13 protein-coding genes are annotated in these 13,334 nt (G+C 75.0%); 1 reads left to right on the top strand and 12 read right to left on the bottom strand.

Annotation, left to right across the window (positions count from 1 at the left end):
- Nucleotides 1-4 precede the first annotated feature (4 nt).
- Entirely contained in the window at nucleotides 5-499 is a 495-nt protein-coding gene (locus AKI01S_RS10120; RefSeq protein ID WP_067814295.1) for a DUF3145 domain-containing protein, read from the top strand.
- Nucleotides 500-785: 286 nt separating this feature from the next.
- On the opposite strand, the gene AKI01S_RS10115 is transcribed toward AKI01S_RS10120, so the two are convergent.
- The 12 genes from AKI01S_RS10115 to AKI01S_RS10060 all read right to left on the bottom strand — a co-directional run.
- Nucleotides 786-2,090 (bottom strand): beta-ketoacyl-[acyl-carrier-protein] synthase family protein, encoded by a 1,305-nt coding sequence (locus AKI01S_RS10115; protein ID WP_067814293.1) that lies wholly within the window; start codon nucleotides 2,088-2,090, stop codon nucleotides 786-788.
- Nucleotides 2,091-2,169: 79 nt separating this feature from the next.
- A complete protein-coding gene (locus AKI01S_RS10110; RefSeq protein ID WP_067814292.1) occupies nucleotides 2,170-2,421 on the bottom strand; it encodes an acyl carrier protein in 252 nt (83 codons plus the stop codon).
- Between the two features lie 54 nt (nucleotides 2,422-2,475).
- Complete coding sequence (locus AKI01S_RS10105; RefSeq protein WP_067814291.1) at nucleotides 2,476-3,450, bottom strand: beta-ketoacyl-ACP synthase III; 975 nt, start codon at nucleotides 3,448-3,450, stop codon at nucleotides 2,476-2,478.
- Nucleotides 3,447-4,361 (bottom strand): ACP S-malonyltransferase, encoded by a 915-nt coding sequence (locus AKI01S_RS10100; protein ID WP_067814289.1) that lies wholly within the window; start codon nucleotides 4,359-4,361, stop codon nucleotides 3,447-3,449. The genes AKI01S_RS10105 and AKI01S_RS10100 overlap by 4 nt, the downstream gene beginning before the upstream one ends.
- A gap of 136 nt (nucleotides 4,362-4,497) precedes the next feature.
- The gene (locus AKI01S_RS10095; protein WP_067814287.1) at nucleotides 4,498-5,679 is read right to left on the bottom strand and encodes a PucR family transcriptional regulator; all 1,182 of its coding nucleotides are present in this window, start codon (nucleotides 5,677-5,679) and stop codon (nucleotides 4,498-4,500) included.
- 83 nt (nucleotides 5,680-5,762) lie between these two features.
- On the bottom strand, nucleotides 5,763-6,794 hold the full coding sequence (locus AKI01S_RS10090; protein WP_067814285.1) for an alpha/beta hydrolase: 1,032 nt from the start codon (nucleotides 6,792-6,794) through the stop codon (nucleotides 5,763-5,765).
- Nucleotides 6,795-6,854: 60 nt separating this feature from the next.
- Nucleotides 6,855-8,108: an acyltransferase family protein gene (locus AKI01S_RS10085; protein WP_067814284.1), complete on the bottom strand. Its 1,254-nt coding sequence runs from the start codon at nucleotides 8,106-8,108 to the stop codon at nucleotides 6,855-6,857.
- A complete protein-coding gene (locus AKI01S_RS10080) occupies nucleotides 8,101-9,033 on the bottom strand; it encodes an alpha/beta hydrolase (RefSeq protein ID WP_067814282.1) in 933 nt (310 codons plus the stop codon). Before AKI01S_RS10080 ends, AKI01S_RS10085 begins: the two co-directional genes overlap by 8 nt.
- Before the next feature lie 298 nt (nucleotides 9,034-9,331).
- Nucleotides 9,332-10,003, bottom strand: a complete 672-nt coding sequence (locus AKI01S_RS10075) for a response regulator (RefSeq protein ID WP_083999283.1) — start codon at nucleotides 10,001-10,003, stop codon at nucleotides 9,332-9,334.
- Entirely contained in the window at nucleotides 10,000-11,337 is a 1,338-nt protein-coding gene (locus AKI01S_RS10070) for a sensor histidine kinase (protein ID WP_245681556.1), read from the bottom strand. Before AKI01S_RS10070 ends, AKI01S_RS10075 begins: the two co-directional genes overlap by 4 nt.
- Entirely contained in the window at nucleotides 11,334-12,635 is a 1,302-nt protein-coding gene (locus AKI01S_RS10065) for a sensor histidine kinase (protein WP_245681555.1), read from the bottom strand. The genes AKI01S_RS10070 and AKI01S_RS10065 overlap by 4 nt, the downstream gene beginning before the upstream one ends.
- 76 nt (nucleotides 12,636-12,711) lie before the next feature.
- The coding region (locus tag AKI01S_RS10060; RefSeq protein ID WP_174567369.1) for an SUKH-4 family immunity protein at nucleotides 12,712-13,334 on the bottom strand (623 nt) is incomplete at its 5' end.

The following is a 13,334-nucleotide window of genomic DNA, read 5'->3' as shown; positions in this document are numbered from 1 at the left end:
TCCGGTGACCGCACGTGGCGTCTTCTACGTCCACTCCGCGCCACCTGCGCTGAGCCCGCACATCGAATGGGCCGCCGCAGGTGTTCTCGGCGTGCCCGTTTCTCTAGAGTGGGCCGACCAGCCCGCCGCCCCGGGCACGCTGCGCGCCGAACTGCACTGGGAGGGGAAGGCCGGCACCGCCGCGGGCATCACCTCCGCGCTGCGGAACTGGAAGCTGCTGCGCTTCGAGGTCACCGAGGACCCCACGCCGGGCTGCGACGGGATCCGCTACAGCTTCACCCCGACGCTCGGCGTCTTCATGGGCGTGATCGGCGCCAACGGCGACATCATGGTCCCCGAGGACCGGCTGCGCGCCGCGATGGCCAACGCCGCCGTCGGCAAGACCACCCTGGAGATCGAGCTGGACCGCCTGCTCGGCACGCCGTGGGACAACGAACTGGAGCCGTTCCGCCGCGCCGGCGACGGCGCCCCGGTCCGCTGGCTCCACGCTGCTGTTTAAATGGCCTTTCGGCCCGAACCCCTCGCCCAGGGGCTCGGGAACCGACCGAAAAGCGGGCGAGCGCTGCATCGCTTCGCGATCTTCCGCGGGGGGTCTCGCCTTCGGCTTCGACCCCCCGCCTCAGCCTCCGGACGCGCTCGCGTGCGGGCCGAGGTTCGTCTTGACCGTGGAACCCCCACCGCCTCCAGACGGTGGGGGTTCTTCGTGTGAACGCGCGAAGGCCCGGCGACCTAGGTGGTCGCCGGGCCTTCGCGCGTTCCTGTGGCGGGTGTCGCCGTGCTGTGCGTCAGACGGCGCGGCGGAAGGCGACCGAGACGTTGTGGCCGCCGAAGCCGAACGAGTTGTTGAGGGCCGCGAGGGGGCCGTCGGGCAGCCGGCGCGGCTCGCCGCGCACGATGTCCAGGTCGACCTCGTCGTCCAGGTCCTCCAGGTTGGCGGTGGGCGGCACCAGGCCCTCCCGCAGCGTCAGGATCGTGATCACCGACTCCAGCGCGCCCGCGCCGCCCAGCAGGTGGCCGGTCATGGACTTGGTGCCGGTGACGGTGATCTTCTTGGCCTGCTCCTCGCCGAGCGCGGCCTTGATGGAGTTCAGCTCGGCGATGTCCCCGGCCGGGGTGGAGGTGGCGTGCGCGTTGACGTGCACGATGTCCTCCGGCTTCAGGCCGGCGTCGACGAGCGCGCGGCGCATCGCCTTGGCCTGGCCCGACCCGCTCGGCTCGGGCAGCACGATGTCGTAGGCGTCGCCGGAGTAGCCGCAGCCGGCCGCGATCGCGTGGATGCGCGCGCCGCGGGCGCGGGCGTGCTCCTCCGACTCCAGGATCATGACGGCGGCGCCCTCGCCGAGCACGAAGCCGTCGCGGTTCTTGTCGTAGGGCCGCGAGGCGCGCTCGGGCTCGTCGTTGCGCGTGGACATCGCGCGCATGGAGCCGAACGACGCCATCTGCAGCGGGTGGATGCACGACTCGGTGCCGCCGCAGATCACCACGTCGGCCCGGCCGGCGCGGATCATGTCGATGGCGTAGCCGACGGCCTCGGCGCTGGAGGCGCACGCGCTCACCAGGGCGTGCGAACCGGCCATCGCGCCGAACTCGATGCCCACGTGCCCGGAGGCGCCGTTCGGCATCAGCATCGGGACGGTGAAGGGCGAGACGCGCTTCCAGCCCTTGTCGCGCCAGTCGTCGTAGCTGTTGAGGGCCGTGTGCAGACCGCCGATGCCGGAGGAGATGACCACGCCGAGGCGGTCGCCGTCCACGGTGTCGCCCTCGGGCGCGGGCGCCTCCTCGTCGGCGGCCTTCCGGCCCTTCTTGGCGGGCGGCGCGAAACCGGCGTGGGTCCACGCCTCCCGGGCGGCGATCAACGCGATGGCCTGGTTGCGGTCCAGGCGGCGCAGCTGCGCGCGCGGCATGATCTCGGCGGGGTCCACCGCGAGCTGGGCGGCGAACTTCACCGGGATCTGGTCCAGGATGTCCCAGTCCAGCTTGCGCACCCCGGACTTGCCGGCGAGCAGCGCGGACCAGGTCGACGGCACGTCGCCGCCGAGCGGTGTCGTGGCACCGAGGCCGGTCACGACGACGGTGGTCTTGTCGCTCATCTGAGTGCTCCTCGCAAACTGGGGGTGCGGTCGCGGCGCGCCGTCGCCGTGACGACGGCGCGCCGCCCCTGCGGTCGACCTACTTCTGCAGGTTCTGGACGAAGTTGATGACGTCCTTGACCGTCTTCAGGTTGCGCAGCTCGTCGTCGGGGATCTCGACACCGAACTTGTCCTGGGCGGCCACGGCGATCTCTACCATCGACAGCGAGTCGATGTCGAGGTCGTCGATGAAGTTCTTCTCCGGGGTGACCTCGGACTTGTCAATGCCGACGATCTCGTCGATGATCTCGGCCAGGCCGTCGAGGATCTCCTGCTCGGTGGCAACTGCCATGGTGTTTCCGTTCTCCTTCGGTGGGATGGTCCAGAGCTCAGGCACGGTGACGGCCTAGGGGATCTGGATGACTTGGGCAGCGTAGGCCAGTCCGGCTCCGAACCCGACCAGCAGGGCCGGGGCGCCGGACGGGACCTCGCCGCGCTCGATCATGCGGGCGAGCGCCATCGGGATGGACGCGCCCGAGGTGTTGCCCGCGGTAACGATGTCGCGCGCGACCACGGCGTCGGGCGCCTTGATCTTGCGGGCGATCGCGTCGATGATGCGCAGGTTGGCCTGGTGCGGAACGATCGCGGCCAGGTCCCGCGGCGCCACCCCGGCGCGCTCGCACGCCTCCAGGGCGACCGGCGCGATGGCGGTGGTGGCCCAGCGGAACACCGCCTGGCCGTCCTGCAGGATGAACGACTCACGACCCTTGATCATGATGCGGTCGCTCTGGTCGCCCGCGCTGCCCCACACCACGGGGCCGACGCCGGGCGCGTCGCTGGCCGCCACGACCGCCGCGCCCGCGCCGTCGGCGAAGATGATGCAGGTCGACCGGTCGCTCCAGTCGAGCCACTGCGACATCTTCTCCGCGCCGATGACCAGCACGTTGCGGGCCGCGCCGGTGCGGACCGCCGAGTCGGCGGCCGACAGCGCGTAGCAGAAGCCGGAGCAGGCGGAGTTGAGGTCGTAGGCGCCGGGCGCGTTGAGCCCCAGCCGGTAGGCGACGCTGGCGGCGTGGTTGGGCATCGGCGTCTCCGCCGAGCACGTCGCGACGATCACCAGGTCGATGTCGTCGGGCGTGAGACCGCTTGTGGCCAGCGCCTTCCCGCCCGCCTGGACGGCCATGTCGACGATGGTCTCCTCGGGCGCGGCGATGCGGCGCTCGCGGATGCCGACGCGGGAGCGGATCCACTCGTCGTTGGTGTCCACCATCTCGGCCAGGTCGTCGTTGGTGACGACCCGCGCGGGCTGGTAGTCGCCGAACGCCAGCACCCGGGAGCCGGGCACGGTCGGCGGGACGCGGAACGTGACGGGCCCGGTCATGAGGTGTGCGCCTTGATCAGGTCGCGGGCCTTGTCGAGGTCCTCGGGGCCCTTGAGGGCCAGCGTCTCGACGCCCTTGAGCTCGCGGCGGGCCAAGCCCACCAGCGTGCCCGCCGGAGGCAGCTCGATGATCGCGGTGACGCCGTTCCCGCGCATGGTCTCCATGCACAGGTCCCAGCGCACCGGGGAGCTGACCTGGGACACCAGGCGGTTCACGTACTCGCGGCCGCTGCCGACGGCCGCGCCGTCCCGGTTGGACAGCAGCGTGATCGCCGGGTCGGCGACCGGGGCGCCCGCGACGAGGCGCTCCAGCGTGGCGACGGCGGGCGCCATGTGCTCGGTGTGGAACGCGCCCGCCACCGACAGCGGACGCAGCCGCGCCTTGGCGGGGGGCTCGTCGGCCAGCGCCGCCAGCTGCTCGGTCGTCCCGGCGGCCACGACCTGGCCCGCGCCGTTGACGTTGGCGGGGGTGAGGCCGTGCTTGCCGATCACGGCGAGGACCTCCTCGGGGTCGCCGCCCAGCACGGCGGTCATGCCGGTCTCGGTGACGGCGGCGGCCTCGGCCATGGCGCGGCCGCGCTCGCGGACCAGCACCAGGGCGGCCTCGGGGGAGAGCACCCCGGCGATCGCGGCCGCGGCGAGCTCGCCGACGCTGTGCCCGGCGACCGCGTCGGGGCGGCCCTCGGGGTACAGCGCCTCGAAGGCGGCCAGCGCGGCGGCGACCAGCAGCGGCTGCGCCACGGCGGTGTCGCGGATCTCCTCGGCGTCGGCCTCGGTGCCGTAGCGGACCAGGTCCAGGCCGGTGACGGCGGACCACCAGGCGAGGCGGTCGGCGACGCCGGGTACCTCAAGCCACGGGTTCAGGAATCCGGGGGTTTGGGCGCCCTGGCCGGGCGATGCGAGGAGAATCACGCGACCCAGCCTGCCCGCCCTGGCCCTCCGCTGCCGATGCCGATCGGCACGAAGTTTCGCCGGAGGGCTTTGTACGACCCCTACAAGGCGGCCGAAGCCGACATTGTGCTGTGGGTCCACCGGCCGGGCGGGGCCGTCAGTCCCGCGCGCCCCTCGACTCGAACCGTCCGAGGACGAGGGCGATCCGGAGGGTGAACGCGTTGCGACCGTCGGTGGGCGACAGGCCCGTCAGCTCGGAGACGCGCCGCAGCCGGTACCGGACGGTGTTGGGGTGGACGAACAGCAGCCGCGCGGTGGCCTCCAGCGAGGAGCCCTGCTCCAGATAGGTGGCCAGGGTGTCCAGCAGCGGCGCCCCGGCGGCCAGCATCGGTTTGTAGACCTCCTCCACCAGGTAGCGGCGGGCGGCCTCGTCGCCGTCCAGGGCCCGTTCGGGCAGCAGCTCCGCGGCCAGCACCGGGCGCGGGGCGTCCGGCCAGCCCGCCGCGGCGCGCAGCCCGGCGAGGGCGGCGCGGGCCGAGACGGTGGAGTCGTACAGGTCGTCCACGGGCGGGCCGACCACGACGGGGCCGGGCCCGCACTTGGCGGCGATCCGCCGGGCCGCCTCCAGCGGGTCCTCCGCCCCGCCGACGATCACGACGACGCGGCGGCCCTGCACCCCGGCCAGCACGTCCACGCGGGCGCGGCGGGCGGCCAGCTGCATCTGGTCGATGCTGGCCTCGGGCTCCTCGTCCTCGGCGGCGTACCCGGCGATGACGACGACGGGCTTGGAGGTCCACCCCAGCGCCGCCGCCCAGGAGTGCATGCCGTCGTCGACCTCGCCGTGCAGCACGGCGTTGACGACCAGGGCCTCCAGCCGGGCGTCCCAGGCGGCGCGGGTCTCGGCGGCCTGCGCGTACACCTGCGCGGCCCCGAACGCCACGTCGCGGGTGTAGCGCAGGATCGCCTCGCGCAGCTGGGCGGCGCCGCCGGGCGCGGCCAGCTCGTCCAGCCGGGTCTCCACCACGTCGATGATCACGCGGACCATGTCGATGGTGTGCTTGAGCTTGATCGACCGCATCAGCTCGCGCGGGGCGGTGCCGAACACCTCCGCGGCGATGGCGGGCCTGCTCTGCTCGGCGTTCTTGAACCACTCCACGAACGCGGCGATGCCCGCCTGGGCGACCAGCCCGATCCAGGAGCGCTGTTCCGGCGGCATCCGCCGGAACCAGGGGAGCTGTTCCTCCATGCTGGCCAGGGCCGCCGTGCCGAAGGTGCCCATCGCCTTCTCCAGTCGCGCGGTCGTCTGCGCGCGGAGGGTCGCCTCGTTCGCGTTGTCCACGTCACCAGGGTGCCACCCCGCGGACGGTGGACCGTCCCGCCTGCCTGGTGGGAGCCGGTGCCCGGGCCCGCCGGGGGAAGGCGTCAGCGGTCGCGCCGACCGGTGGCGGCCACGTCGCCGGAGCGGCCGAGGGCGACGGCGGTGAGGTTGCGCAGGGACGGGGATCCGGGGGCGAGATAGTCGCTGTGACCGGCGTTCCCGGCGTCGAAGACCCGCGCGCCGAACGGCCGCGACACCGGGTCGGGGCCCAGCCCCAGCCCGAAGATCCGCACGTGCGGGACGCCCTCCATCCAGTCGGCGGCGCCGCGCCCGGCCCACACGCGGGCGGTGCGCCCCAGCTCGGCCGCGGAGGTCGCCGTGGTGCCGGGGCTGCCGAACAGCGCGATGTCGGTGACGGCGCGCCAGGCCGGTCCGTCGGGGCCCCGGCCCTTGAGGGCGGCCCGGCCGCACACCACCGAGCCGTAGCTGTGGCACAGCAGCCCGACGGTGGCCGAGGGGTTGACCTTGTGCAGGCCGACCACGAAGCGGCGCAGCGCGGCGGCGCCCTGGTCGGCGCGCTGCTCGGTCAGCACGTCGCTGCTGAAGGTGCGGGGCGAGTCGTACCCGAGCCACGCCACCACCGCCAGGTCCCGGTCGCCGCCGGTCCGGCGGGCCTGCCCGTACACCGCGCGGATGCCGCCGCCGGGCGCGGACCAGGGCCTGCCCGCGTGGCTGTCGTAGGCGTTCAGGGTGGTGTCGGCGCCGGGCACCAGCAGCGCGACCCGGCGGGCGCGCGTCAGGTCGCCGATCACCTCGACCGCCTGGCCCCGGCCGCGCGCGTCGAAGTCCAGGAACCGCCGTCCGGGCTTGAGGAACGCGCCCAGCGAGCGGGCCCGCTCGCGGTCGCCGACCCGGTGCGCGATCTCCAGGGCCCGTTCGATCGAGCGCCGCTCGGCGTCGAACCGGACGTCCAGCGTGGACGCCGCCAGCGACGGCGCCGGCAGGGGCGCCGCGTACGGGTCGGCGTGGCCGGTCCCGGCGGTCGTCAGCAGAACGCCGGAGATCGTCGCGGCGCAGGCCAGGGCTCTGCGCAGCCGTCGTCGGGCGCCCTTGGCAGGCGTGCGATGTGGCGGCATGGTCCGTCTTTCTACCGGATACCGGGCAGTGGTCCGGGCACCGGGAGGTCGGGGGCGTTCTCAGCGGGGGACTCTCCGGTGAGATGTACGAACGCGGCCCGAAGTTTGGCTCAAGATCGTTCGAGTCAGGCGGGGGAGCAGGCACAGCCCCGCGAGGACAAGGGCGAACGCGGGCAGCCACACCAGCCGGAGGGGAACCCATTCCAGGCCGTCGGGTGAGGTGTGCAGGCCCGCCAGCGGGCCGGTGACCAGGAACGCCGCCGCTGTGACGAGCATCATGCCGCTCTGGTGCCACAGGAAGATCGTCATGGCGGCGAGGTTGGCCGTCGCGACCGCCGCCCAGGCGCGGGGGCGGCAGGTCCAGCGGGTGAGCGGGCCGCGCAGCAGCAGCGCCGCGCCGGTCTGCGCCAGCCCGAACGCCACCGCCGCCAGCGTCGGCGGGTTCAGGTTGGACACCGGCGCGCCCGGCACACCGACCATCGCGGCCGGGTAGCCCGCCCCGAGGACGAGCGCGGCCGTGGCGACGGTCCCGCCCGCCAGCAGGCCCACCGCGGCGCGGCGGCCGCGGAACGCCCCGTCCGCCCACGCGACGCCCAGGGAGAACGGCACCAGCCAGCCGGTCAGCACGGTCGGCCAGCCGATCCACTCCGGCCCGCCCAGCCCGAACCGGGCCAGGTCGAGCGCGGCGGTCGCCGCGACGGCCGCCACCGGCAGCCAGACGCCGACCCGCCGCCACGCCGCCGCGACCAGCGGGGTGGCCGCGACCAGCACGCCGTAGACGGCCAGGAACCACAGCGGGCTCAGCACCAGCTTGACCATGCGCCGGAGCGTGTCGCCGTCCAGCCCCGCCCACGCCAGCGCGGCGGTGAGCGGGACCCAGGCCAGCAGCAGGAACGGCACCGGCCGCGCCAGCCGGGCCAGCCGCCGCCCGGCCCAGCGCCGGCGGGACCCGCCCGGCCGCAGCCCCTTGGCCGCGCCGTACCCGCCGACCAGGAAGAAGACCGCGAGGGTCTGGAACAGCCACGACACCGGGGTCAGCTCCGGCATCGTCCGCAGCGGGCTGGCCACGCGCATCCCGTCCGGGCCGGTGGCGGTGAACGCGGTCACCAGCCAGTGCCCCAGCACGACGCCGAGGATCGCGAGGGCGCGCAGGGCGTCCACGGCCCGGTCCCGGTGGGCGGGGGTGGCGGCCTCGACCCGCGCCGCGAACCGGGTGAACGCGCCGGGGCGCGCGGGCCGGTCGAGGGCGCGCTGGTAGCGGGCGGCGTGCCAGGCGGGCAGCGTCCCGTACCCGGACGTCCCGTGCTCAGCCACGGCGCACCTCCGCGTCCCGCCCGAGGGCGATCAGGGTGAGGTTGCGCAGGGCGGTCGAGCCGGCCCGGAGGTAGCCGCTGTGCGGGCCCGTCCCGGCGTCGAACCGGACCGCCCCGAACGCCGGGGACACCGGGTCGCGCCCGAAGCCGATCCCGAGGGCGCGGACCTTGGGCACGTAGGCCGTCCAGTCGCCCTCCGACCGTCCCGCCCACACCCGCGCCGCCGTCCGCAGGCCGGCGACCGACCCGGCGGTGGTGCCGGGGCTGCCGAACAGCGCGATCTCGTCCACCGGCAGGTCCGGCGCGGCCCGGCCGCACACCACCGAGCCGTAGCTGTGGCACAGCAGGCCGACCTTCGCGCGGGCGTTGACGGCGTGGATCCCGGCGACCAGGCGGCGCAGCTCGCGGGCCCCGTCGTCGGCGCGGCCGGCGGTCAGCACGACCGGGCCGCGCGTCGAGGGCGACGCGTAGCCCAGCCAGGCGACCACCGCCAGGCGGGCGCCGGGCGCGGCGCGGCGGGCCTGGTCGGCCAGGGCGCGCGCGCCGCCGCCCGCCCACTTGGGCGAGTCGAAGTTGACCAGGTTCCCGTCGGCGCCGGGCACCACGACCGCGACCCGGTCGGCGCGCTCCAGGTCGCCGAGGACCTCCACGATCCGGCCGTCGCCGCGCGCGTCGAACGACAGGAACCGCCGCCCCGGCCTCAGGAAGCCCGCCAGGGCGCGGGCGCGGCCGGTGTCGCGGACGCGTTCGGCGGTGGCGTGGGCGCGGCCGATCTCCCGGTGGGTCGCCGCGTACCGGGCCGGCAGCGTCGCCGGGGACATCTCCGGCAGCGCGCCGGGGGCGGCGTAGGGCTCGCCCCCCTCGTGCGCGGGGGCGAACGGGACCATGATCGCCAGGGTCGCCGCGGCGGCGGCGTATCTGCGCATCGGGGGGAGTCCTTCCTGGTCAGTGGCTTTCGCCGACACCAGGACGCTAGGAATCCCGACCCGTAACGCGGATCAACCGACGGTGCTCACCCGCGACGTGGCACCAGGGTGTGACGCGGACTAATCCGTGTTCCAAAGTCCCGCCCACGGCACCCGCCTGGCGGCTCGCGCCGTGACCGTGCCTGAGCGAGCGCGACATCGCTTCGCGACCTGACCTGCGGGCCCTCGCCTCCGGCGTCGGGCTCGCAGGTCAGGCAACACACTCGCGTGCGTGGCCGAGGCCACTGCGAAACAGGCGCTAGTCCCCGGGGCGCACCAGCCCCACCTCGTAGGCGTACACGATCGCCTGGGGGCGGTCGCGCAGCCCCAGCTTCATGAGGATCCGCCCGAAGTGGGTCTTGACGGTCTGCTCGGCCACGACCAGCTCGGCGGCGATCTCGCCGTTGGACAGGCCGCGCGCGACCAGCGTCAGCACCTCGGTCTCGCGCTCGGTGAGCTCGGCGAGCCTGGCGCGCGACGGGGAGCGGGGCGCGCCCAGCCGGGAGAACTCCGAGATCAGCCGCTTGGTGATGGACGGCGACAGCAGCGCGTCGCCCGCCGCCACGACCCGCACCGCGTCGGCCAGCTCGCCCGCCGAGGCGTCCTTGAGCAGGAACCCGCTGGCCCCGGCGCGCAGCGCCTCGTACACGTAGTCGTCCAGGTCGAAGGTGGTCAGCATCAGCACCTTCGGCGGGTCGGCGGCGTCGGGGGAGCCGTCCAGCAGGCGGCGGGTGGCCTCCAGGCCGTCCATGACGGGCATCCGCACGTCCATCAGCACCACGTCGGGCCGCAGGTCGGCGACGACGCGCAGGCCCTCCGCGCCGTTGACGGCCTCCCCGACCACCTCGATGTCGGGCTGGGCGTTCAGCAGCACCCCGAACCCGGCCCGCACCATCCCCTGGTCATCGACGATCACCACCCGGATGCTCACGAGGCACGCTCCTTCACGGGCAGGACGGCGGTCACGGTGAATCCCCCTTCGGGTCCGGGTGCGGCGGTGAGGCTCCCGCCCAGCATCGCGGCCCGCTCGCGCATGCCGGTCAGGCCGTGGCCGCCGCCGGGCGGCGACGGGGTGGGGCGCTGGCCGTCGGCGGGCGGGCCGTTGACGACGTGCAGGCGGACGTCGTCGTCGCGGCGTTCGGCGGCGAGCGTGACGTGGGAGCCGGGGGCGTGGCGCATGGCGTTGCTCAGCGCCTCCTGGAGGATGCGGTAGGCGGTGAGGCCGACGCCCTGCGGCAGGCCCGCCAGGTCGCCGTCGAGATGCTCGGTGACGTGCAGTCCCGCGCTGCGGGCGTTGGAGACCAGCTCGTCGAGGCGGTCCAGGCCGGGCTGCGGGGCGGTCTCCGCGCCGTTCTCCGAGCGGAGGACGCCCAGGATGCGGCGCATCTCGGTGAGCGCGTCCAGCGCCGTCGAGCGGATCTCCGACAGGTCCCGGCGGGTCTCGTCGGGAAGCCCGGTGACCTTGTAGGGGGCCGCCTCGGCCTGGATGGCGATCATCGACATGTGGTGGGCGACCACGTCGTGCAGCTCCCGGGCGATGCGCTGGCGCTCGGTCAGCACCGCCTCGGCCTCGCGGTGCCGCTCCTCCTGCTCGGCCAGCTCCCGGCGGGCCACCTGCCGCTGCCGGACCAGGTAGCCCGCCAGCAGCGGCAGCAGCAGCAGCGCGATCGCGCCGGCGGCCATCGCCCGGTCGATCACCAGCACCCCGGCCACCGAGACCATCCCGACGCCGACGGTGACGTCGCGGGGGCAGCGCGCGGCGACCTGGTACAGGCACAGCATCGCCACGATCGTGCCGCCGGGCGTGTAGGGGGTGAACAGCGGCGGCCGGGGGTCGAACAGCAGCGTCGCCAGCGCGATCATCCGCCACGCCCCCAGCGGATGCCCCTGCCGCACCGCCAGCGGCACCGCCACCGCGACGGCGATGAGCAGCAGCGTCTGGGGGCCGGGGACGTCGGTGGGCAGGCCGGGGCGCACCGCGTTGTCCAGCAGCGCCTGCCGATAGTTGACGGCCGCGTTCCGCAGCACCGACCAGGTGCCGAACAGCACCGCCAGCGTGATGCCCAGGTCGAAGACCTGCACGACCGCCCCGAACGGCAGCCGCCCGATCCTGATCGCCCGCGTCCAGCGCAGCCAGAACGGCCACGGCCGGTCGAGCGGTGGCGCGGGGTCGGGCCGCCCGGACCACAGGGCGGCGACCAGCGGGCGCCACAGCAGCGCGACGGTGTCGCGCACGCCGGGGGACCCGGAGGCGTCGGCGGTCATGTCGCGCGTTCCCGGACGGGCAGGGCGGCGGTCACGGCGAACCCTCCTTCCGGCGTGGGCCCGGCGGTGAAGCTCCCGCCCAGCATCGACGCCCGCTCGCGCATGCCGGTCAGGCCGTGGCCGCCGCCGGGCGGCGAGGGGGTGGGGCGGTGGCCGTCGGCGGGCGGGCCGTTGGCGACCTTCAGGCACAGGACGTCCCCGGTGTGGGCGACGTCGAGTTCGACGCGGGAACCGGGGGCGTGGCGCATGGCGTTGCTCAGCGCCTCCTGGAGGATGCGGTAGGCGGTGAGGCCGACGCCCTGCGGCAGGTCCGCCAGGTCACCGTCGGCGGTCGTGGTGAGGTGGAGCCCGGCGTTGCGGGCGTTGGAGACCAGCTCGTCGAGGCGGTCCAGGCCGGGCTGCGGGGCGGTCTCCGCGCCGTTCTCCGAGCGGAGGACGCCCAGGATGCGGCGCATCTCGGTGAGCGCGTCCAGCGCCGTCGAGCGGATCTCCGACAGGTCCCGGCGGGTCTCGCCGTGCATGTCGGGGACCTTGTAGGGCGCGGCCTCGGCCTGGATGGCGATCATCGACATGTGGTGGGCGACCACGTCGTGCAGCTCCCGGGCGATGCGCTGGCGTTCGGTGTGGAGCACCTCGGTCTCGCGGTGCCGCCGCTCCTGCTCGGCCAGCTCGTGGCGGGCCACCCGCCGCTGCCGGACCAGATGGCCCCACAGCAGGGGGACCAGCAGCAGCGCCACCGCGACGGCGGCCTTGGGCGGCGCGAGGATCCACACCCCCACCACCGAGATCATCCCGACGCCGACGGTGACGTCGCGGGGGCCCCGCGCGGCGACCTGGTACAGGCACAGCAGCGCCACGACCACGGTGTCGGGCAGGTACGTGCCGGGCAGCCACGGCAGGACGGCCACCACGACCGTCACGACGGCGCTCATCCGCCAGGCCCCCAGCGGGTGCCGCTGCCGCAGGGCGAGCGGGAGCACCGCCGCGAGGGCGAGGAGGAACAGCGCGCCGGACGAGTGGTGGGAGGTGTGCAGCCGCGCCTCGTGGATCAGCCGCGAGTAGCCGGTGGACAGCAGGGACACCGCGACGACCAGGTCGACGGCCTGCACGACGGCCTGCGCGACCGTCCCGAACGGCAGCCGCCCGACCCCGATCCGCCGGGTCCAGCGCAGCCCCACCGGCCAGGGCCGGTCGCGCGGCGCGGGATCGGCGCGGCCGGTGAGCGCGGCGGCGACCGGCCGGGTCAGCAGCGCCCGCGTCTCCCGCGCCCCCTGCCGTTCGCCCCTCTCGCCGGTCACCCTCCCAGCCTAGGGATCCGCGGGACGGCCCGGATGCCCCCGTGGTGCCACGCGGCCGTCATACCGGGGTAGGGGGTCACAGCAGGCCGTGCCAGAGCTGCTCCACGATCAGCGCCCACCAGTGGTCCTCCTCGCGCAGCGCCTCCCGGTCGATCCCGGCCAGCTGCTCCTGGAGCCCGGCCACGACCTTCCCCACCAGGTACGGGTCGCGCGCCGCCGCCATCCGCTGCCGCCCGCGCGTCAGCAGCGCCAGCGACCGGGCGAACGCCGCGACGTCGCCGTTGACGAACCGCGCCGTCCCCTCGTACGGGTCGACCGCCCACACCCAGCCGTCGTCCGCCCCGACGCCCAGCGCGCACATCCCGTCGCCGCCGAACGCCCACAGGTCGGCGAAGCGCCCGGCGTGCGGCGCGCCGATCCGCCCGAGCGCCTCCGCCATCGGCCGCAGCGGGCCCAGGTCGAACAGGTAGGGGATCCGCATCGGCAGGCCCGCGCCGGTCAGGCCCGCCGCCACGTGCGGGGCCAGGCCCGCGGCCGACACCTCGGCCGGGGTGTAGCGGTGCACCGCGCCGTGCCCGAACACGCGGGTCAGCAGCTCGTTGAGCCGGTCGGGGCCGAGCGGCGCGGCGGGCGGGACGTCGGCGGGCGGCGGGACGGGCGAGGGCTCGGGCGGCGGCGGCTGCCCGGCGGCCAGCGCGG

The sequence above is a fragment of the Actinomadura kijaniata NBRC 14229 genome (assembly GCF_001552175.1).
GTDB lineage: Bacteria > Actinomycetota > Actinomycetes > Streptosporangiales > Streptosporangiaceae > Spirillospora > Spirillospora kijaniata.
The sequence above is the reverse complement of the archived record's forward strand: the minus strand, read 5'-3'. Positions and strand labels throughout refer to the sequence as shown.

Bases quoted from the DNA above. Each gene is read 5' to 3' on its own strand.
- AKI01S_RS10105 (WP_067814291.1), bottom strand. From the start codon at position 3,450: ATGACCGGGCCCGTCACGTTCCGCGTCCCGCCGACCGTGCCCGGCTCC.
- AKI01S_RS10115 (WP_067814293.1), bottom strand. From the start codon at position 2,090: ATGAGCGACAAGACCACCGTCGTCGTGACCGGCCTCGGTGCCACGACA.
- AKI01S_RS10110 (WP_067814292.1), bottom strand. From the start codon at position 2,421: ATGGCAGTTGCCACCGAGCAGGAGATCCTCGACGGCCTGGCCGAGATC.
- AKI01S_RS10080 (WP_067814282.1), bottom strand. From the start codon at position 9,033: ATGCGCAGATACGCCGCCGCCGCGGCGACCCTGGCGATCATGGTCCCG.
- AKI01S_RS10090 (WP_067814285.1), bottom strand. From the start codon at position 6,794: ATGCCGCCACATCGCACGCCTGCCAAGGGCGCCCGACGACGGCTGCGC.
- AKI01S_RS10070 (WP_245681556.1), bottom strand. From the start codon at position 11,337: ATGACCGCCGACGCCTCCGGGTCCCCCGGCGTGCGCGACACCGTCGCG.